The organism is Runella sp. MFBS21 (genome assembly GCF_029433105.1).
In the GTDB taxonomy this organism is placed as follows: domain Bacteria; phylum Bacteroidota; class Bacteroidia; order Cytophagales; family Spirosomataceae; genus Runella.
Window position 1 is genome coordinate 47,798 of sequence record NZ_JARNTW010000004.1, and the last position, 21,608, is coordinate 69,405.

Sequence of the window (21,608 nt, forward strand, 5' to 3'; positions counted from 1 at the left end):
AAAAAAGCCTAATTATTTGTACGTTACCCAAATCTGCTTCTTATTTCCATCCTCCTCCCAATGCCCGATAGATATTAATAACGGCATTGTACTGTCGGCGCCTTACGTCTATAAGTTCTATTTTGGATTGTAGGGCATTTTTACGGTTCAAAATCACCTCCAAATAAGTCGCTCTACCAGTTGTGAATAGCTCTGAAGCCGTTTGAATGGATAAATCTAATACCCTAGCCTCCGAATTTTTGAGACGATAAATTTTTTCAAGGTTATTGATTTGCACCATCTGATTATATACTTCGAAATATCCATTCAAGAGCGTTTTTTGGTAATTGTACAAGGCTTCTATTTGAATAGCACGGGCGGTTTTGAGGTCTGCTTTGAGGGCGCTTTTATTGAAGAGCGGTGCCGCCAGACCTCCCAAAATATTATAAGCAATAGACTGAGGCGAAATCAAGAACTTAGGATTGAATGATTGTAAACCCAAAGTAGCTGCGATATTGAGCGAAGGATAAAACGAGGCCTTGGCTACAAAAACATCTGCCTTGGTAGCTGCTAGCTCGTATTCTGCTTGTTTGATATCGGGGCGATTTTTCAATAAATCGCCTGGAATCCCCACCAATATTTGATTGGGAAGTGATTTCGAAAAAAGAGATTTATTTTTAAGAATCGGCTGTGGGTAGCGCCCCATCAAAAAATTAATCCTATTTTCGATTTCCGTAATTCGCTGCAAAATTTCCGCTTCAAGCGCTTTAGAGTTGAGAAGCTGTGCCTCAAACTGATTAACGGCGAGTTCGGTAGCGCGTCCAGCGTCTTTCTGAACCTTGATGAGGGTTAGCTCATTGTCTTGCAGATTGATGGTTTCCCGAACAATATCAAGTTCACTTTCAAACCCTAGTAGCTCATAATAGGCAATCGCAATATCAGCAATTAGATTAGTAACTATAAAGTTGCGTCCCTCGACCGTGGCCAAATAGCGCGACAAAGACGATTCTTTAATTGCTTTTAGTTTCCCCCAAACGTCAATTTCCCATGAGCTCTGGAGACCTATATTGAAATCGGGTAGGTATTGAGGGATTTTTTGTTCATCGCTAATGTTGTTAGAAAAATTGGTGTCAAAATTTCCGACACCGTCCATGGTGTATTTTCCAAAGCGTCGTTGACCCGCCGAGCCACCTCCTGTAACAAAGGGCTGCGTGAGTCCTTTTGCGCGCTCAATTTGGGCACGTCCCATTTCAATCCGTTGGGATGTTATTAGTAAGTCCAAGTTGTTTTTGAGGGCTTCCTCAATCAAACTCACTAATGTTGTATCCGAAAAATAATCTCTCCATAAAATATCTGCCGAATTTACGTCACTTTTAGTGATATTATAGGCTTCGGGTACAGTGGGTAAAATAGGTAATTGTTCTGGTGTTTTTAGGGTTTTACAGCCTGTAAAAAAGAGGCCAATAGTCAGAACAAGTAAGGTGGGGATTTTATATGTTAGGTTACGCATCAACTTCTTGATTTAAATATACTGCTTTCTTTTTCTTTGGATTTGAAAAACGTTCTGAGAGGGTAGCAAAAATGACATATAGCCCAGGGATGATAATAACCCCGAAAACAGTTCCAAAGAGCATCCCGCCTGCAGCGGCAGTACCGATGGTTTTGTTGCCAATAGCACCTGCTCCTGACGCCATCATCAATGGAATCAAACCCGCAATAAATGCAAAAGAAGTCATCAGGATAGGGCGCAAACGAGATGCTGCCCCTTCGATAGCCGCTTGCAGTGGAGTATAGCCTTCGCTGCGTTTTAGGATGGCAAACTCTACAATCAAGATTGCATTTTTCCCTAACAGACCAATCAGCATCACGAGTGCGACTTGGGCGTAAATGTTGTTTTGTAATCCCAAAACTGCCAAAAAGAAAAAGGCACCAAATACCCCTGTTGGAAGCGATAAAAGTACAGGTAGTGGTAGCAAAAAGCTCTCATATTGAGCCGCTAGCAGCAAATAAACAAATATCAAACAAATGATGAAAATATAAATGGCTTGGTCGCCCGAGAGAATTTCGTCGCGGGTCATGCCTGACCATTCGTAGGTATAGCCTTTCGGAAGTTTTTGAGCGGCTACTTCCTGAATAGCTCGGATAGCATCACTACTACTAAAGCCAGGGGCTGCTTCTCCGTTGATCATAGCAGCCGTAAACATATTGTAACGCGTAAGCTGCTCAGGCCCAAATACGCGTTCGGTTCTTACAAAGGCTGAGTACGGCACCATTTCGCCTTCGGTATTTTTGACGTACAGTTTGAGAATATCTTCGGGTTGCATCCGATATTCGGGCGAGGCTTGTACCATCACTTTGTACATTTGACCAAAACGAATGAAGTTTGTAGCATAAAAACTACCAATCAATGATTGGAGGTTGTTCATGGCATTGTCGATAGAGACACCTTTTTGGGCGGCTTTTTCGTTGTCAACGTGGATTAAGTATTGCGGAAAACTCGCATCGTAACTCGTAAATGCATTGACTACTTCGGGGCGTTTGTTGAGTTCTTCAATAAAAGATTTAGTTACTTTTTCCATCGCCTGTAGGTTGCCGCTCCCTGTGCGGTCTTGGATACGAAACTCAAAACCACTGGCGTTTCCGTAACCAGGTACAGCAGGAGGTGGGAAAAACTGAATGTCGGCGTCTTTGATGTGTTTGGTTTTTTCGGTCAACAAAGCAATGACGTCATCTACGGATTCTTTACGGCTTTCCCAAGGTTTGAGGTTCATCATTCCCATTCCAAAGGAAGCCCCCGCTCCGTCGGTCATCAAACTAAAGCCAGACAGAGTAGAAATAGATTCCACAGCGTCGAGTTTGAGGCTTACTTTCTCGATTTCGTCTACTACGGTTTCTGTACGTTCGAGGGTTGCCCCCGAAGGAGTAGTGATGTTGGCATAGATTGTACCTTGATCTTCTGTAGGGATAAAACCCGACGGCAAAATCGTACTGGTCCCCCAGGTAGCAGCGATAAAGAAGACCAACATACCAAAAGTAATTACGCGGCGATTGGCAATGGCGTTGATGAGTGATTTGTAGCGGTCAGAGACCCCATTGTACCAGTTGTTGAATCCGTCAAAAAAACGTGTGAGTAAAGTGGCTTTTTGTCCGTGGTGGCTTTTGAGCATAATCGCACACAGCGCAGGCGTAAGCGTGAGAGCGTTGACGCCCGAAATCACAATTGAAATAGCCATTGTAATGGAGAATTGACGGTAGAACACCCCCGCAGGCCCGTCCATGAAAGCAACTGGAACAAATACCGCCGTCATAACAAGGGTAATTGCTACAATTGCTCCGCTGATTTCGTCCATGGCTTCTATGGTAGCTTCTTTGGCTTTGAGCCCTTTTTCTTCCATTTTGGCATGTACAGCTTCTACGACCACGATGGCGTTGTCTACCACGATTCCAATCGCCAATACCAATGCAAACAATGTAAGGAGATTAATAGAAAACCCAAACATTTGCATAAAGAAGAAAGTCCCAATGAGCGAGACAGGTACGGCCAATGCTGGAATGAGGGTAGAACGAAAATCTTGTAAGAAAATAAATACCACCAGTGCTACTAATATGAAGGCTTCGATGAGGGTTTTGATTACTTCATGAATAGAGGCATCTAAAAAGCGCGAAACATCGTAGCTAATGGTGTATTTCATACCGGGAGGAAACGACTTCTGTAATTCTGTCATTTTCTCTTTGATGTTAGCAATCACTTGACTGGCGTTTGAACCAGGACGCTGCTTGAGCAAAATAGCCGCAGATGGTCGGCCGTTTTCTTTGGAAAGGACGTTATAATTGAGCGATCCAAATTCTATATCTGCTATATCTTTGAGTCGTAAAATGTCGCCGCTTGGATTGGCCTTGATGATGATATTTTCGTATTCTTCTTGTGAGGTGAATTTCCCAGTATAGCGAAGTACATATTGCAACGATTGGGATTTTCGGCCTGAGCTTTCTCCGATTTTTCCGGGAGCGGCTTCTACGTTTTGATTGCGAAGTGCCAAGATAACATCATCGGCAGAAACATTATAAACCGTCATACGGTCAGGTTTGAGCCATACCCGCATGGAGTATTCACGCTGCCCCATGATATTGGCAAAACCTACCCCATCAACACGTTTTAATTCGGCCACTACGTTGATGTCGGCGAAGTTGTACAAAAACTCTTCATTGGCGGTAGTATCTTCGCTCAAGAGGTTGATGTACATTAGCATACTATTTACTTCCTTTTCGGTCGATACCCCCGCTTTGATTACTTCTTCTGGCAATTCGTCAAGAACGGTTGCAACCCGCGTCTGAACGTTGACAGAGGCTAAATCAGGGTCAGTTCCTACTTTAAAATACACTTGAATGATACTGGTACCGTCATTGCCTGATACGGAAGTCATATAGGTCATACCGGGTACGCCATTGATAGCACGCTCAAGGGGCGTGACTACAGCCTTAGAACAGGCTTCGGCGTTGGCTCCGGTGTATTTGGTAGTTACTGTAACTGCTGGCGGAGCGATGTCAGGATACTGCGTGACGGGGAGTTGTGTCATCGCAAGTACTCCCAGCAACGTAATAATAACTGATATAACAATCGATAGGACGGGCCTATTGATAAATAAGGTAAACATAATTTGTACGTGTTAGTGTGGGACAATAAGTATAACACAAAGACTATTGTTGCGTCAGTTGCGGAAGGATTTTCTCCAACGATTGCATCTCGGGTTTGACTTCCATGCCAACGCGCATGTCTTGAATTCCCTCATAGATGATTTTATCGTCTGGGTTGATTCCCGACTCTAGCACATACAAATGGGGCATCCGAAGTTTAGGAACGAAGCTTCGCATTTGGACTTTGTTTTGATTGTCCACTACATACACATAGATTTTATCTTGAATCTCAAACGTAGATTTTTGGGGGATAACGAGTGCATTTTTTACTTTACGTAGCACCCTTACTTTACCACTAGAACCATGTTTAAGAATACGCTCAGGGTTGGGAAAACGCGCCCGGAATGCGATACTTCCAGTGGCGTTGTCAAATTCTCCTTCTATGGTTTCGACATATCCTTTGTAGGGGTGTTCTTCACTGTTGGCCAAAATCAATGATACCTGATTCTTATTATCAGGCTGCTTGTTGTTTGCCGCAAATTCGAGATACTCTTTTTCTGAGACATTAAAATAAGCGTAGACTTCTTGGTTATCAGAAATCGTCGTCAGCAGGGTACCTTCATCAATAAGACTTCCTATTTTGTTGGGGATACGGTTGATAATGCCATCAAAGGGTGCTTTGATTTCTGAAAAAGACAGTTTGAGATGAGCACTTTGTTCTTGTGATTCAGCCTCTTCGATGCGTGCTTTAAGAGCATCAAGTTTAGCTTTAGCCATGTCGTATTCAGTTTTTGATACAACATTTTTATCCACGAGTTTTTTTACGTTTTGCAAATCAAGCTCGGCGGTTTTGGCTTCTGCAATAGTACTTTTTAGGACGGCTGTTGCCCGAAGTAAGTCGCCTTTATATTCTTGGTTGCTGATCCTAAATAGCACTTGGCCTTTTTTTACAGTTTTTCCTTCATCTACATGGATACTTTCGATATAGCCTTTTACCCGAGCACGAATCTCAACGTTTTTGACAGAGTTGATATCGGAGACGTAGTCTGTATGGTAGACTGTATCGATCGTAATAGGTTTGATAACGGGGTATTTTTCTTGGGTGTTTTGGGCGTTTTCCTGTGGATTAGAACATGCCATAATACACAACCCAACAATCGTGTAACATACGAATGGTTTTCTCATAGAGACAATAATGGTTGATTGATCAAAAGTGGATTAAGTTAAAGAACGAAAAAAACGATTTTTCAGGCACTGAAGGTAAAGTGCCTGTAAGTCATACAAAAAGAAGCCGTTTTGACAAAAAACGAATACTAGGCCTTGTTCGGGGGGGGGGAATGAGGCTCTATGTAATGCGGTATAAAGCTATTGATATAGTGGCCAAAGTGAGAGGTGAAATCCTTTATTTCACCGGTGTGGATAAATCTAAGTTCTGATTGTGGCCAAACAATACCAATACTAAATTCTTCTAAAAAATTATTTTCGCTGTCACTTTCTGGAAAATTACTCCCTAAGATATTGGCTGCCACCCACTCTAGCATACTTGCTGCTTCGGATAAATCCTTGGTTTGGTGGTAAAATTTTAGGGTGCTGCCTAAGCTCAAATCTTCGATAGGGTCAATAGACACATTTACCATTTGCAGGAGCAAAATCCAACAAATAAGTCTTCGAAAGTAATATTTGATGCTAAGTGGTTCCATGTGTTAGGGCAAATATAAAAAATATTGGATTTTTTTTGCTAACATAATGTTAAAAAAATCCAAATTTTTTAAGATATAAAATCTATGGGATATACTCTATTTAATATTAAAGGGGCTGATTTTTGTCTTGGAATTAGTCAATTCTGATGAAAGTCATTCTATTTTAGAGTTCTTGTTGGTAGTTTGGAGAAAGGTTGAAAAAATCCTATTCAATTTGCAAAAAACGCCGCTGGTTATTTTTATAATTCAAAATACGTTCTATTTTTGTAAGACCTACATGAGCCTATCACTTCATCAAAACAATCCAAAATCATGACTACTATATTAGAACCCTCTTTGGCCTTGGCCGAAGAGCAAAAGAACAGACTAGGACTAAGTGCCGTACAAAAAATCTTTTTTAATTTACCGCCTGCGGCATTGATTGAGCAGAGCCTTCTAAATGCAGAAGGTTATCTGGCCGATACAGGTGCCTTGATGGTAGATACAGGCGTTTTTACGGGCAGGTCACCCCAAGACCGCTTTATCGTTTCTGATGATAAAACAGTGCAATCTGTCTGGTGGAGTGATATAAATATCCCTTTTGATGCCCAAAAATTTGACGCACTTCATCAAAAAATGTTAGACTATTTGGTCGACAAGAAGGTATACGTACGTCATGGATATGCTTGTGCTCATGCTGATTATCGAATCAATATTACGGTTGTTAACACGTGGGCTTGGCACAATTTGTTTTGCCATAATATGTTTCTAAGGCCTAGTGTGGAGGAATTGGCAAAGTTTGAAACTGAATTTACGATTATCAATATTCCTGAATTTAAGGCAATACCTCATGTGGACGGGACAAGAAGTGAAAATTTTGCCATTTTGAATCTATCTAAAAATATCATCTTGATTGGAGGTACGGGCTATGCAGGAGAAATGAAAAAAGGTATATTTTCTGTATTGAACTATAAGCTACCACACGAACGCGGCACGCTTTCGATGCATTGCTCGGCTAATGTGGGTAAAGAAGGGGATACGGCTTTATTTTTTGGATTATCCGGAACAGGCAAGACCACATTATCGGCAGATGCTAGTCGCGCCCTTATTGGCGATGATGAACATGGTTGGGCGGATGATGCCATATTTAATTTTGAAGGCGGATGCTATGCCAAAGTAGTGGACTTGAGTCGAGAAAAAGAACCCGAAATCTATGATGCAATTCGTTTTGGGACCATTGTAGAAAACACCCGTTTTTTGAAAGGAACGCGTACCATTAATTATGCCGACAGATCCGTAACCCAAAATACGCGCACGGCTTACCCCATTGATTTTATACCCAATATCATGCGTCCATCGAAGGGTGATATGCCCCAAAATATATTCTTTTTGGCGGCGGATGCTTTTGGGGTATTACCGCCTATTGCTCGGCTTACTACGGGTCAGGCTATGTATCATTTTATTTCAGGTTATACAGCCAAAGTAGCTGGCACTGAGATGGGTGTTAAGGAGCCCCAAGCTACCTTTTCAGCTTGTTTTGGTGCGGCATTTTTGCCGTTACATCCTACTCGCTATGCAGATTTATTAGGTCAAAAAATCAACAAATACCAAGTGAAAGTATGGCTTATCAATACGGGATGGTCAGGTGGAGGCTATGGAGTAGGGGCAAGGATGAAGTTGGCATATACTAGAGCAATGATTGCGGCAGCTTTGAAAGGTGAACTAGATGAAGTGGAATTTGTCAAACATCCTATTTTTCAGATGGAAATTCCTACCTCTTGTCCGGGGGTACCTGATGGGTTATTGAACCCCCGCGATACTTGGGAAAGTGCCGAAGCATATGATCATGCAGCACTCCATTTAGCGGAGCTATTTAGAGAAAACTTTATGAAATTTGAAGACTTTGCAAGTCCTCAAATATTGGCAGGAGGGCCTATAGGATCTAAATAAGTGCCTTTGTCTTGCTTATTCAAAAGCCTACTACCCATTGTAGTAGGCTTTTTTGTGAAAGTCCAAATGTGATAACTTTTAGCTTAAAGCTTCCGAGAAGTAGGATAGTTAGTTGTTTATGGTACAAGAATTGCTGTTTAACTTTGTGAGTTTTTGAAAGAATTTTAAATCATAATTTCCCTTAATAATGTTTGTTAAAGCTATCAAGCGTGTCAGTGCTTTTACTAGACCTATTCATATCATTACTAGACTATATCAACAATCGGAAGTACTTCCTGGGGCGGCTACCATGTTTTTTGTCAACGAAGACGGATATGCAGTAACTTGTAAACACGTCGCGGAGATTATCGTCAATGCAACTATGGGTATCACTCAGCAAAATTATAATCAATTTAGAGGACAATCTCATAAGTATTTAAAGGATACCCACAATACCTATCATATACAACGCCTAGAACAGCAATTCAATTTGGAGTTAGGGACTATCGTCAATCAAAAGGTTAATTTCATCAATTCTTTTAGTAATTTATCGCAAATTGATGTCACTTATCACCCCAAATATGACCTCGCACTTTTACATTTTCAGAGCGATGGCCCTTATTTTTATACTCATTATGCAGAGTTTTTGGCTGATAAACAAGAGTATGAGGTAGGGCGTAGTTTGTGTCGTTTGGGTTTCCCTTTTTCAGAATTTAGAAACTTCCGTTATAACGCCAATATAGACGATATCGAATGGACGCCTGATGCCCCGCATATTACCCCCGCTTTTCCAATAGACGGTATTCTGACTCGTTTTATAGGAGACGAAACGGGTTATCCTTATGCTTTAGAAATGAGTACGCCTGGATTGGTAGGTCAGAGCGGAGGACCTTTGTTTGATACTCACGGGATTATTTATGGAATGCAGCAGTCGACCCGTCATTTGCACTTGGGGTTTGATATGATTAATCAAGATGTATGGATTGGAACTCACCGAGCCAAAGTCTCAAATCACCCTTTCTTGCATGTAGGAGTGTGTATCAGTGCCGAAATTATCAAAGACTTTTTAAGACAACAAAATGTGAAATTTTACCAAAGAAGACCAGAATAAAAATGGGGTAATTTGAAAATGTGTCAATCATTGCAGCGAATCGCTTCAGAATGATTCTGGCAAGTGGTTGACAATTAAGGTTTTGGTGAGATTTTAAGCCCTCAAGTTGCTACATTTTCAAATTATTTAATTGTTCTCGCAGTCCCGATATTTATTTCAAACCATAATTTCCTCTTAGCAAATACTCAAAAAATCGGCTAGGTAGGAAGCGTTTGAGCCAGAGCGAAAACTTTTGGAGAAAAGGCCCTGCAATGTAATGAATCTGGGGAGTAGAGCTATTAATCGCTTTTTCGATGATTTTGGCGATATAAATAGGGTCTTCGGCAGTGCTTACCTCATGATTGACGATTGTATTCATATGAGCTACCAATTGCCGATAGGGAGAAGAAGGCAAAGGCTTGGCTACAAGACGATTGGAGTTGATATTGGTACGGACATCACCCGGTAAAACACTGCATGCTCGAATCCCGAAAGGTTTGAGTTCGATACTCAATGTTTCGGTCAAAATCTCGACAGCTGCTTTGCTTGCGCTATAGATTCCTCGGAAGGGAAGCCCCATTCGTCCTGCAATCGAACCTACATTGATGATAAGTCCATTATTTTGTTTGCGCATTGCCGGCAATACCGCTCTACAAGTACGTAGTACCCCTAGAACATTAGTATCAAAAACCCGGTCAATCATTTCGTCGGGGACTTCTTCCAATGCCCCTATGATTCCAAGACCAGCATTATTTATTAAAATATCGATTTTATCTTCTTGTTGGAGTAATTGGTTTACAGCTTTATAGACAGAGGCTTCGTCATTTACATCCATAAGAAGCGTTTGGAAAGGCACTCTTTCTGTAAAAACCTTACGACTCGTACCATATACTTTATGGCCTTTTTGGGTGAGGTATTCGGCCGTGACACGGCCAATTCCTGAGGAGGCACCCGTGATTAAAATGATTTTGGACATTTGAGGGTTTTATCGCTAATGGTTAAGAGATCCTCATTGGTGAGTCACTTGCCATTTTACTTCTTGATTCGATTCAGTTCCTCTTGCATCTGATTCACCAGATGTTTAAGATGGTCCAAAGATACGGTGGGTTCGGGCAAAACAGTACTAAAAAATGCTTTAATTTCCCATACTTCCATTACATCTTTAAGGGGTACTTCAAAAGTAGGTATGCTAGCATTGTCGGAGCTTAGCAGAAGCGTTCCTTTGATTTTGACTTGATTGTATACTCTCCTACACACTACTCCTAGATTTCGAGCCACCATTATATAGATTTTGCCGTCGGCAATGTCGTACCAATTGTTGATATAATGGCCCACTAACAAGGCTCGTGGAACCACAAAATCTTCACCCGATTCGAAGGCGCGATAAGTACCTTCTGCCAAGAGCGGAAATTGAAAGGTGGGAAGCCGCTTGAGATAGTCTCCTTGATTGAACTTATCTGCATAATTTTTGAAATCGCTACGTCGGACGTATTGAATCGTAGGAGAATTGCTTTTTTCGGTTTCGATAGTGGGTGTCTGATTGATGTGAGCGCCACTGGTATTTTCATAGACATTATTGAAGGAAGGTGTCTGAAAAACGGGTGGCGGCGTAGCAACTATTTTTGGTGGTTCAGGTGGTACAACAGGCTTAGGAGCAGCTACTACTGTTGGGGCGGGGCGAGACGTTGAGCTAGGCGTATAATACTGCTCAAAAATACTTGACAGTGTTTGAGGTTCGGTGGGTGTAGGTTCAGCTACCAATGGAGTGTGGGAGGGCTTATCCATCGGGATTAGGTTGGGCGTCTCCCGGATTTTGCGAAGATCCTTTTTTAGCAAATCATCCACTGATACACTAAAAAGCTTCGACATAGCCTTGAGTACATCAATGTTTGGATTGGCGCGTTGTTCTTCATAAGCTCCTACCGACGCTCGTTTGATGCCTACACGGCGAGCAAACTGGTCTTGGGTAAGTCCGTGCAATTTGCGCAGATACTTCATGTTGTCGCTGACAATACTCATAACGGCTTTGATAAAAATTTTAGTAAAAGTACAGAAAATTCAGTTTTACTAAAAACTCATAAGAATTCTATTTTAAATGGTATTTTTGGGAGATTTTGATGTTCTATAAATGCGCTAATAATGAGCTTATTGGCACTAAATATCGTTGTGGCGCCGTTTTTGGTTGGAAGAATTGGTTTTAAGGAATATTTCGCTCATCACAAAATTTGAAAATATTGAGATTTTTTCTCTGAAAATCAGATAGTTATGCTTGTAGACAACACCTCGCTCGTATCCGTGGCTGACTTTAAACGTGTTTTTGATGAACAACGAAAGAATAGTCACAAAATCGCTTTGACAGATGCCAAAGAACGCATCGAAAAACTAAAACGAATGCAGGACTATATCATGTCGCATTTGGAAGAAATAGAAAAAGTCATGTATAAAGACTTTCGGAAGCCTGCCGTTGAAGTACAAGTGGCTGAAGTGTATAGTGTGACTTCTGAGATTAAATTTGCATGTAACAATTTAAAACGTTGGATGAAACCCCAAAGAGTACCTACTCCCATAGGGCTCATTGGAACATATAATTATATCAAGCACGAACCCAAAGGTAATGTACTTATCATTTCTCCTTGGAATTATCCTTTTTCATTGGCAATCAAGCCTTTGGTGGCGGCGGTGGCTGCTGGAAATGTGGTAATGCTGAAGCCGTCCGAGCTTACACCGCATACTTCGGGTTTTATAAAAAACATGATTGAAGAACTCTTCCCCCAAAATGAAGTAGCAGTATTTGAGGGAGAGGTAGAAGTGGCCACTGAACTCTTGAAATTGCCCTTCAATCATATCTTTTTTACAGGTATGCCCACCGTTGGGAAAGTAGTGATGCGAGCAGCTGCAGAGTATTTGGCGTCGGTTACGCTAGAGTTGGGAGGGAAATCACCCAATATCATTGATGAAACGGCTGATGTCAAAAAAGCAGCCTATGCTACAGCTTGGAGTAAATGCTTTAATAATGGGCAGACCTGTATTGCAGTGGATTATGTCATGATTCATACTTCTCAAAAGGAGGCTTTTATAGGTGCCTATCGAGAGGCAATCCAACAAATGCTCAATCCTGAAAGTAAAGGAATAGAGCAATCAGAAAGTTATGCTCGTATTGTGAATAGACGGCATTTTAGACGGGTAAAAAGCTATATTGAGGATGCTCTCGAAAAAGGGGCAGAAATCGAATTGGGTGGAAAAATGATTGAAGCCGAGAATTTTATAGAGCCTACTGTTTTGACAGGCGTGCATGACGATATGCAAATCATGCAAGAAGAGATTTTTGGCCCTGTATTGCCCATTATTACATATGAGCAAAAAGAAGAGGTCGTCGCCTATATCAACGGTAAAGAAAAGCCACTAGCACTTTATATTCAGAGCAAAAATCCCCAAAATATTGATTATTTTTTGAATAATACTCGGGCGGGCGATTCGGTAATCAACGATTTGATGCTGCAATTTAGCCATCCAGAATTACCTTTTGGGGGTGTCAACAATAGTGGTATAGGTAAAGCAAATGGCTTTTTTGGCTTCAAAGAAATGAGTAATCTTAGAGGGGTATCTAAACGGCAGTTTGGAGCGATGAAGTTTTTGTATCCTCCTTATCATGAAAAAGTAAAACGTATAGTGGACTTAATTGTCAAATATTTTTAGTAAAAATAGTCTTAAGGGCTGGCCAAGAAGATTTTGTGTACTAGCCCTTAATACTATACCAATGAGTGCTTTTTATTCAAAAAAAGCTTGATTGATACGTCCTACGTAGCCACCTGTCATTGAGGCAATACAACGCCCAAGATTGGGATAAAGATTGAGCAAACTAAGACTAGAAATAGGTTTCCAAGATACCTCCAATGCAGAGGTATGGGAAGGATTGAGCATGGGTATGCCCCCAATAATCTGCGCCTGAAATACACAATGCAGCACATCTTCTTTGGTGGGAGATAGCAATACTTCTCCAGCCATGAGCATTTCACCGATTTCGGTATCTATTCCCAATTCTTCGTTTAGTTCGCGTTCTACGGCTTGAACGAGCGTTTCGCCGGGGTCAGGGTTGCCACCAGGCAAAGCAAATACATCATTGCCACTGTAATTGTAGCGTAGCAAGAGCACATGATTGTTTTCGATAATTAATGCTGAAGGTCTTACTTTCATAGATTATACTTCTATATTAATAGTCACCACCGGCGCCGCCACCGCCAAAGTCTCCACCTCCAAATCCTCCAAAGCTGCTACCTCCTCCGCCGCTGCTTCCCCAGTTGCCAGAAGAACTTCCCCAGCCCGAATAAGTGGTATAAGGATACCAACCTCCGCCGCGGTTGCGCATGCCTCCACCGCCTTTGTTGGAGCGTGAAATAATGATGATTAATATAATAAAGAAAATAATCAAAAACACAATCAAAGCCCCAGAAATTTCGCCATCACCATTTTCACTGCCGTCTGCTTTGTATTCGCCAGTGGCATATTTGATGATTTCGCTGGTGCCTTGGTCGAGACCACGATAGTACATTTGGTTTTTGAAATCAGGCGAAATGACATCCCTTATGATTCGCTTTGCAATCACGTCAGGAATCGCCCCTTCTAAACCTCGCCCCGTAGCAATGAAAATCTTGCGGTCGTCGGTAGCCCAGAGGAGTACCAGACCATTGTCTTTGTCTTTCTGACCTACCCCCCATCGGCGGCCAAGCTCAAAAGCATAATCACCTGCGGGATAAGGCTGCGTAGTTTTGACGACGACTACCGTGATTTGGGTAGAAGTGGAGTCGTTGTAAGCACGAAGTTTTTGTTCGAGAGTTTCTAATTCAGTTCGGTTGAGCATGCCCACATAGTCATTGACCAAGCGCTTGGGCGACATAGGGTCGGGAATATTCTGAGCTCTTAGGAGCAAGTTGGAACAACAAAAAAGAAAGATAAAAAGTAGATAACGCATAGGGCTTGACATCACTCTCTCTATAAAAACGAGCCAAGTGATAAATGTGAAGTTAACCAAAAGAAATATCATCAGAAAGCTCATTGATATCGTCATCTTGACGAGGGAAGTACGTTTTGAGCTGTTGGCCTGCTTTTTCGATGCCTTTACTCAGCCCAAGGGCAAACTCCTGTTTCGAAAAGTGACTTCGCATCAAATCACGGGTACTGTTCCAAAAATCGTCAGGAACACGCTCATTGATGCCTTTGTCGCCTATTACCGCAAATTTACGATCTTCATAGGCTAAATAAAACAACACACCGTTTTTGAGTTCAGTACGATTCATACCCAACTCTGCAAATACTTCTTTGGCGCGTTCTATCACATCTGGCTCCAAGGATTTTCCTTCAATATGCACTCTTATTTCGCCAGAGGTAGCTAGTTCTGCTTGGCGGATAGCCTCTAAGATTTGCTCTTGTGCGGAGGCTGATAAAAAGAAATGTTCCATACTGAAAAAGAGATTGCGGATTGAGCAGACTCTGCTTCAATCCGCAAATGATAAAATAAATTAAGACTACTTAGAATTTGACGCTAGGAGCAGTTTGAGCGGCTTGAGAAGCTTCAAAGTATCCTTTAGCTTGGAAACCAAACATTCCTGCAAACAAGGCCGCTGGAAAAGTACGAACCGACTGATTGTAGTCTTTTACGACATCATTGAAGTCGTTGCGAGCTACACTGATGCGGTTTTCTGTACCTTCTAATTGTGCTTGCAAATCCAAAAAGTTCTGATTTGCTTTTAAGTTGGGGTAATTTTCGGCTACAGCCAACAATCGCGACAGCGTACCACTGAGCTGGTCTTGAGCTGCTTGGAATTTCTGGATGTTTTCGGGAGTAAGCTGCTCAGCTGATAGATTAATAGAGGTAGCTTTTGAACGAGCTTCCATCACAGCCGAAAGGGTATTTTTTTCAAAATCGGCGGCTCCTTTTACAGTATTTACTAAGTTGGGAATCAAATCAGCCCGTCGTTGATACTGAGTTTGTACTTTTGCCCAAGCCCCGTTGACGGTCTCGTCTTTTCCTACGAGGCCATTGTAGGTGCTACATCCGTACATACCAACTAGTAGAAGAACAACGACAACGATGATGGTGGTTTTTGACATGGTAATGTTAGATTTTAGTTTAACAGATGCAAATTTGTTTAAATCTAATGCTTTTGACCAAATAATTACACAAACGGTCACAAAGAGAGATATGCTATATTTTTTTTCATACCATAAAAATGACTTGTTTATTTATCTTGATAAATCATCTCCAAGATGCCTTCTAAATACTCGCGAGAATTGCTCAAACGAGGTACTTTGTTTTGGCCTCCTAGCTTACCTCTTCGCCCCATCCAATCATAAAACGTACCCAATGGTACGGCATGAAGTAGGGGTTGGAGCAAGGCTAGCTCCATGTATCTCTTGGCATCATAGTCAGAGTTGACCTCTCTTAATTTTTGGTCTAACAGATTACAAAACTCTTCTAAGTTGTGGGGGGCTCTACTAAATTCAATAATCCATTCGTGACGTCCTTTGCTACCGTCATCCATATATACGGGGCCAGCCGTATAATCATTGATAATAGCACCTGTATGCTCGCAAGCATAAGTAATAGCGGCGTCGGCGTTTTCGATAATCACCTCTTCGCCAAAAGCATTAATAAAGTGCTTGGTACGTCCACTAATTTTGATACGAAAGGGGTATTTAGAAGTAAATTTAATGGTATCACCGATTTGATAGCGCCACAAGCCACTATTGGTAGAGATGACAAGTGCATAGTTTTTGTCAAGCTCTACTTCATCGATAGTGAGGGCTTTAGGATGAGGCTTGTCCCATTCTTCTGCCGGAATAAACTCATAAAAAATGCCATAATCGAGCATTAGGAGCATTTCGCCAGGCAGTGCCAAATCATCTTGAAGGGCAAAAAAACCTTCTGAGGCATTGTAAGTTTCCATGTAAGTGACCTTCTCACTGGGGAAGTACTTTTTCATGAAAAGCTCACGATAGGGCTGAAATGCTACCGCCCCGTGAATAAAAACTTCAAAATTTGGCCAAACATCGAGCATGCTTTTTGCTCCATGTTCTTCCATGATGCGGTCTAAGAGCACAATCGTCCAAGTAGGAACCCCTAAGATACTCGTAACGTTTTCTTTGCCGCATATATCGGCCATTCGAGCGAGTTTATCTTCCCATTTGTCCATCAGGGCAACATCAATAGGCGGGGTGCGAAGAAACTCAGCCCAAGTCGGCAGGTTGCGCATAATCACCGCCGATACATCTCCTACCATTCCTCCTTCTTGGTGGAAAGGATTATCGTGCAGACTACCCCCAATAGAAAGGCCTTTGCCTTCAAACACAAGAGAATTAGGGCGATTTTGGGCATAGAGTGTCATCACATCCTTGCCCCCTCTATAGTGACAATCCTCAAGCGACTCGGGAGTAATTGGTAGGTATTTGCTACGGGCATTAGTTGTGCCCGACGATTTTGAAAACCACTCTACGTCAGACGGCCAAAGCACATTTTGTTCTCCTAACAATACACGTTCTATGTACGGAAATAAGTCTTCATAAGTAGAAATAGGAACCCGTTCTTGGTATTGTTTGATAGTCTGAATCGTTCCATAGCGATATTTAATTCCCCAGTCGGTATAGCGAGCAGCCTCAATGAGCTCATGGAATATCTGGTGCTGAACCTCCACGGGGTGTTTTTTGAAATGCTCGATGCGTTCGGCTCGGCGTTTCATAAAGAAGATGAGTATGTCGTTCAGCAGCGGCACGTATAATTTGTTTTTAGTTCAATAAACATAAATAAAATGATTGAAAGGATAAAAAATTGGATTATTTCTTTCAAGATTTAGGGATACGGTTGGGGTAATCGGTGATAATTCCATCGACTCCCATTGCTTTTAGTTTTATCATCTCACTCGTGGAGTTGACGGTCCAAGGTATTACTTGCATTCCTTGCTGGTGGAGCTGCCGTACCTTGGCTTCGTTCAATAGCTGATAATAAGGACTATATATGTCAGGAACAAAGCCTAGGGCTTCTAAGTTTTTGTGGATGCCTTTAAGATTGCTTACCAGAGCCGCTAAGGGTACTTTTTGATAAATACCTCGCTGGATTTGTTGATTCCAATATCTGAGGATATTGAAATCAAAACTCTGAATTACGATGCGATTGGCAGGAAGAAGTTTGAGGACTTCTTTATATACCAAATCTGAGAATAAAGCTACAGGTGGCTGGGTTTTATCGTATTCGTTTTCATTGCTTTTGATTTCAATGTTGTACAAAAATAAAGGAATATGGTGTTGAATCCGAAAAGCTTCAGCAGCCTCAATTACCTCCTTCAGAAGGGGTTTATAGGCTTTTAGTTTTTGTTGTTGGGGAAAATTTCCGTTTCCATTGCTTCCTACATCATAGCGTTTGATTTCGTCGTAAGGGAGTTGATATAAAATAATTTTTTGGTTTTTAGGGATGACATTGCCGTTAGGGGCGAGTGAAAAATCAGGATGGAAATAGGGGTCGTGAGAAACCACTACTTGCAAATCTTTAGAGATAACTACGTCTAATTCAAGCGTATTGACTCCTAGTTCAAGTGCTTTCAAGAATGCAGGAATGGTATTTTCGGGCATCAACCCACGACAACCACGATGTCCTTGCCAGTTGAATGAAGCAGGTTGAGCGAAAGAGTTTTGCATAAATATCGTTAAAAAAAGCAATGAAGAAAGAGCGAATCTCATACTACTTCTGATTGTGGTACTCTTTGCAAAGCTAGTTATTTCTCATAAATCTATCGAAAAGTAAGAGAATTAGCTCAATAAATATCCTTTATAAAAGGGTATATAATTTTTTGAAAAACTTTTGGAAGCAAAAATTATTCCGCTACTTTTGTAGAAGAAATACGCGTATAGCGAAAATTCGCAAGCAACAATGAGCAACAAAATATGATTCAAAGAAATCTCCTTCGCCTCACTTGGTCATAAGTGAGAAGGGTGTTTTGCGAAAAGGAAAAGCCCTTTCTCACACCGAGAAAGGTTTTTTTTTGAATTTTACTAACTTTGAAGAAGTTTAACCCAAAATAAAACTTAATAATCCATCCCTCTTTACAAACAATGAGCCAGAGAGTTCAAATTTTCGACACTACATTGCGCGACGGCGAGCAAGTGCCGGGGTGCCAGTTAACTACCGATGAGAAGATTGTTGTCGCCAAAGAACTCGAAAAGCTGGGTGTTGACGTCCTCGAAGCAGGGTTTCCGATTTCGAGCCCGGGTGATTTTCGTTCAGTAGTTGAAATTTCAAAAGCAGTACGTGAACCTGTGATTTGCGCACTTTCTCGTGCCATTAAAGGTGATATTGACGCCGCTGGTGAAGCGCTACAATATGCCAAACGTGGCCGAATCCACACAGGATTGGGATCTTCGGATATCCACATTCAGCACAAGTTCAATACTACCCGCGAAAAAATTGTGGAGCAGGCTATTGGGGCGGTTAAACACGCCAAAACTTATGTAGAAGACGTGGAGTTTTATTGCGAAGACGCTGGGCGGGCAGATTTGGCTTTTTTGGCCCACCTCGTGGAGTCGGTCATCAAAGCAGGAGCTACGGTCGTAAATATCCCTGATACCACAGGTTACTGTTTACCTCACGAATACGGTGACAAAATCAAGTATATCTTCGAAAATACTTCTAACGCCCATCAAGCCACAATTTCTATTCATTGCCACAATGACCTTGGATTGGCTACTGCCAATACCATCGCCGGCGTAATGAATGGCGCGCGGCAAGTAGAAGTGACCATGAATGGTATCGGTGAAAGAGCCGGTAATACTTCTCTCGAAGAAGTAGTAATGGCCCTTAAAGTACGCAAAGAAATGGGTTATGAAACAGGTATCAATACCCAATTGCTGTATCCTACAAGTCAGTTGGTATCCAAAATGATGCGTATGCCTGTGCAGGCCAACAAGGCTATCGTAGGCCGTAATGCTTTTGCGCACTCTTCGGGAATTCACCAAGACGGGTTTTTGAAGCATGCCTTCAACTACGAAATCATGAACCCAAGTGATGTAGGAGTAGATAAGTCGATGATTGTATTGACGGCACGTAGTGGACGTCATGCTCTTAAGCACCGTTTGGAGCTATTGGGCTATACTTTTGACAAGCCTACTTTGGATATTATTTATAAGCAGTTTTTGGATGTGGCAGATGTCAAAAAAGAAGTAAATGACAAAGATTTGGTAGAGCTTGCGCGCGAAATTGTGGTGGCTTAAGCTTCATAAAATCATTGTTGATAAATATAAAACGAAGTCGGTAGAAGTTCTGCCGACTTTTTCTTTTTTAGTAACCTCTTTTTTCGACACTTCGACGCCCAAAACTGACGCCTCAGCAAGGGTAATTTTTGGGAAATCACAAAAAATCAAGAGTTTTGTTTAATTCATCAAAAAGGCTGAAAACTACCCACTTTAAGTGTTTCTTTGTGTATGACAAAACTAAACGACAAATGGCTCAGGATAATTGGCATTCCTGTGATTACGCTTGTTGCTTTGGTCGTATATCACGAAGGAAAAGCAGTCAAATATTTTGGGCACGCCAAAGAAGTATTTCATACAATAGTGGCGGTAGTGATTTTGTGGGAACTTAATAGGCTCGTTATCATCAAATCACGAGAGAAGTATCCAGGTATTAAACTTACCCGACAGCGTCTGATTTTTCTGTTGGCTTGGACTTTTTTTATCACCATCTTAATCCGATTTCTATTCTCTCTTTTTTACAGCCTCAATATGTTTTGGGGCTATGTGTTCCCCGTCGAGCGTTATATTTTCAACATCATATTTGGCTTATTGATTTTACTACCTATTTTGGCTCTATATGAAGGAATTTATCTGTATCAACAATGGAAAAGGACGTATTTTGAAGCAGAGCGCCTCAAAAAAGAAAACCTCCAAACACAGCTTGATTCCTTGAAATCTCAGATTCAGCCACATTTTTTATTTAACAGTCTCAGTACTTTATCTTCATTGGTGGCTGAGGATCCCAAAAAAGCCGAACGCTTTATTGAAGAATTATCGTCGGTGTATCGGTATTTGTTGCAAAACAATGAACAACCCTTGACTTCGCTCCAAAATGAACTTGAGTTTATTGATGCGTATTTTCATTTGCTCCAAACTCGCTTTGGTAACGGTGTTGTATTGGAAAAAAACATTCAAAATCAGCATCTAAATTATTTGCTGCCACCGCTTACTTTGCAGTTGTTGGTCGAAAATGCCATGAAGCACAACATCGTCTTGAGTCATCAGCCATTGATTATTAAAATTTACACTGACGAAGCCAATAACTTGTTTGTAATCAATAATTTACAGAAAAAACAAAAGAGTGTCATCTCTAATAAAACAGGACTTACCAATATCTCTAATAAATACCGTTTGCTGGGGCAGTCTCATGTCGTAATTCGACAGACAGAGACTATTTTTCAGGTAATGGTTCCGCTTATTTCACCTCAATATTTATCGGTCAATCACTCAGATTTTTGATATGAATATTTTAATTGTAGAAGACGAAGAACTGACGGCCCGTAAGCTGCAACGACTGGTACAAGAAGTACAACCTACCGCAGTAGTGGTAGGGTTTACGGCTACTATCGAAGACTCTGTACGATGGCTTCGGCAAAATCCCTCACCCGATTTAATCTTGCTAGATATTGAGCTTGCTGACGGGCAAAGTTTTGAGATTTTTAATCAAGTCTCTATCACAAGTCCAGTGATTTTTACGACGGCTTATGATGAATTTGCTATCAAAGCTTTCAAACTTAATAGCATTGATTATTTACTTAAACCTATCAAAGCTGAAGAACTAAGATTAGCGTTTGCGAAGCTGTCGCAATTGAGAGAAATATTTGGCAAATCGTCGATTGATATACAGGATTCCATCAAAAATTTGCTTGCACACCTAGCTCCACCTGCCGAACCTACCTATCGCGAGCGCTTTTTAATCAGGCAAGGACAAAAGATGTTTTCGCTAGAAATCAGTCAAATAGCTTATTTTTATACGCGTAATAAACTTACTTTTGCCAAGACATACGACCAAAAAGACTATTTGCTAGACTATACCCTTGATGAGATTTTGCACGCGATTGATTCGCGTCAATATTACCGACTCAATCGCCAAATCATCGCATCTATACGCGCTATCGACAAAGTGCAGATGTATTTCAACAGTAAATTAAAATTGCAATTATCTCCCATGTTTGATGATGAGGTGATTGTAGGAAGAGAAAAAGTGAAAGATTTTAAAGAATGGCTAGGAGAATAGGGTA

The 21,608-nt window shown here is 41.3% G+C and carries 18 protein-coding genes; 6 read left to right on the forward strand and 12 right to left on the reverse strand.

Going from position 1 to position 21,608, the window contains the following annotated elements; translation table 11 throughout:
• Positions 1-40: 40 nt before the first annotated feature.
• The 4 genes from P1X15_RS10585 to P1X15_RS10600 form a co-directional block, all read right to left on the reverse strand.
• Entirely contained in the window at positions 41-1,489 is a 1,449-nt protein-coding gene (locus tag P1X15_RS10585) for an efflux transporter outer membrane subunit (protein WP_277338104.1), read from the reverse strand.
• A complete protein-coding gene (locus P1X15_RS10590; protein ID WP_277338105.1) occupies positions 1,482-4,634 on the reverse strand; it encodes an efflux RND transporter permease subunit in 3,153 nt (1,050 codons plus the stop codon). Before P1X15_RS10590 ends, P1X15_RS10585 begins: the two co-directional genes overlap by 8 nt.
• A 43-nt stretch (positions 4,635-4,677) precedes the next feature.
• On the reverse strand, positions 4,678-5,799 hold the full coding sequence (locus P1X15_RS10595; protein ID WP_277338106.1) for an efflux RND transporter periplasmic adaptor subunit: 1,122 nt from the start codon (positions 5,797-5,799) through the stop codon (positions 4,678-4,680).
• 128 nt (positions 5,800-5,927) lie between these two features.
• Positions 5,928-6,314, reverse strand: a complete 387-nt coding sequence (locus tag P1X15_RS10600) for a hypothetical protein (RefSeq protein WP_277338107.1) — start codon at positions 6,312-6,314, stop codon at positions 5,928-5,930.
• 312 nt (positions 6,315-6,626) lie between these two features.
• Between P1X15_RS10600 and pckA the strand changes: the two genes are divergently transcribed.
• Both pckA and P1X15_RS10610 read left to right on the forward strand, forming a co-directional pair.
• Positions 6,627-8,243: a phosphoenolpyruvate carboxykinase (ATP) gene (pckA, locus tag P1X15_RS10605; RefSeq protein WP_277338108.1), complete on the forward strand. Its 1,617-nt coding sequence runs from the start codon at positions 6,627-6,629 to the stop codon at positions 8,241-8,243.
• A 187-nt stretch (positions 8,244-8,430) separates the two neighbouring features.
• Positions 8,431-9,333, forward strand: coding sequence for a trypsin-like peptidase domain-containing protein (locus P1X15_RS10610; RefSeq protein ID WP_277338109.1), 903 nt, complete (start codon positions 8,431-8,433; stop codon positions 9,331-9,333).
• A 151-nt stretch (positions 9,334-9,484) separates the two neighbouring features.
• Here the strand turns inward: P1X15_RS10610 and P1X15_RS10615 are convergent, their stop codons facing one another.
• Entirely contained in the window at positions 9,485-10,288 is an 804-nt protein-coding gene (locus P1X15_RS10615; RefSeq protein ID WP_277338110.1) for an SDR family NAD(P)-dependent oxidoreductase, read from the reverse strand.
• 56 nt (positions 10,289-10,344) lie between these two features.
• Entirely contained in the window at positions 10,345-11,331 is a 987-nt protein-coding gene (locus P1X15_RS10620; protein ID WP_277338111.1) for a helix-turn-helix transcriptional regulator, read from the reverse strand.
• Between the two features lie 246 nt (positions 11,332-11,577).
• Between P1X15_RS10620 and P1X15_RS10625 the strand changes: the two genes are divergently transcribed.
• Positions 11,578-13,008, forward strand: a complete 1,431-nt coding sequence (locus P1X15_RS10625; protein ID WP_277338113.1) for an aldehyde dehydrogenase family protein — start codon at positions 11,578-11,580, stop codon at positions 13,006-13,008.
• A gap of 72 nt (positions 13,009-13,080) precedes the next feature.
• Here P1X15_RS10625 and P1X15_RS10630 read toward each other — a convergent pair whose 3' ends face one another.
• The 6 genes from P1X15_RS10630 to P1X15_RS10655 all read right to left on the reverse strand — a co-directional run bounded on the left by P1X15_RS10630 (position 13,081) and on the right by P1X15_RS10655 (position 17,997).
• Positions 13,081-13,506, reverse strand: coding sequence for an NUDIX hydrolase (locus P1X15_RS10630; RefSeq protein ID WP_277338114.1), 426 nt, complete (start codon positions 13,504-13,506; stop codon positions 13,081-13,083).
• Positions 13,507-13,522: 16 nt separating this feature from the next.
• Positions 13,523-14,281 carry a YgcG family protein gene (locus P1X15_RS10635; protein ID WP_277338116.1) on the reverse strand — a complete coding sequence of 253 codons (759 nt, stop codon included), beginning with the start codon at positions 14,279-14,281 and terminating at the stop codon, positions 13,523-13,525.
• Positions 14,282-14,333: 52 nt separating this feature from the next.
• Positions 14,334-14,768 (reverse strand): TPM domain-containing protein, encoded by a 435-nt coding sequence (locus tag P1X15_RS10640; protein ID WP_277338117.1) that lies wholly within the window; start codon positions 14,766-14,768, stop codon positions 14,334-14,336.
• Between the two features lie 70 nt (positions 14,769-14,838).
• Complete coding sequence (locus P1X15_RS10645; protein WP_028668339.1) at positions 14,839-15,420, reverse strand: LemA family protein; 582 nt, start codon at positions 15,418-15,420, stop codon at positions 14,839-14,841.
• 128 nt (positions 15,421-15,548) lie between these two features.
• Positions 15,549-17,045, reverse strand: coding sequence for a GH3 auxin-responsive promoter family protein (locus tag P1X15_RS10650; protein ID WP_277338118.1), 1,497 nt, complete (start codon positions 17,043-17,045; stop codon positions 15,549-15,551).
• Positions 17,046-17,148: 103 nt separating this feature from the next.
• Complete coding sequence (locus tag P1X15_RS10655; protein ID WP_277338119.1) at positions 17,149-17,997, reverse strand: glycerophosphodiester phosphodiesterase family protein; 849 nt, start codon at positions 17,995-17,997, stop codon at positions 17,149-17,151.
• A 414-nt stretch (positions 17,998-18,411) separates the two neighbouring features.
• Between P1X15_RS10655 and P1X15_RS10660 the strand changes: the two genes are divergently transcribed.
• The 3 genes from P1X15_RS10660 to P1X15_RS10670 all read left to right on the forward strand — a co-directional run bounded on the left by P1X15_RS10660 (position 18,412) and on the right by P1X15_RS10670 (position 21,604).
• Positions 18,412-19,566 carry a 2-isopropylmalate synthase gene (locus P1X15_RS10660; RefSeq protein WP_277338120.1) on the forward strand — a complete coding sequence of 385 codons (1,155 nt, stop codon included), beginning with the start codon at positions 18,412-18,414 and terminating at the stop codon, positions 19,564-19,566.
• A 210-nt stretch (positions 19,567-19,776) separates the two neighbouring features.
• Positions 19,777-20,826, forward strand: a complete 1,050-nt coding sequence (locus P1X15_RS10665; RefSeq protein ID WP_277338121.1) for a sensor histidine kinase — start codon at positions 19,777-19,779, stop codon at positions 20,824-20,826.
• A gap of 1 nt (position 20,827) precedes the next feature.
• Positions 20,828-21,604: a LytTR family DNA-binding domain-containing protein gene (locus tag P1X15_RS10670; RefSeq protein WP_277338122.1), complete on the forward strand. Its 777-nt coding sequence runs from the start codon at positions 20,828-20,830 to the stop codon at positions 21,602-21,604.
• The last annotated feature ends 4 nt before the right edge of the window (positions 21,605-21,608 follow it).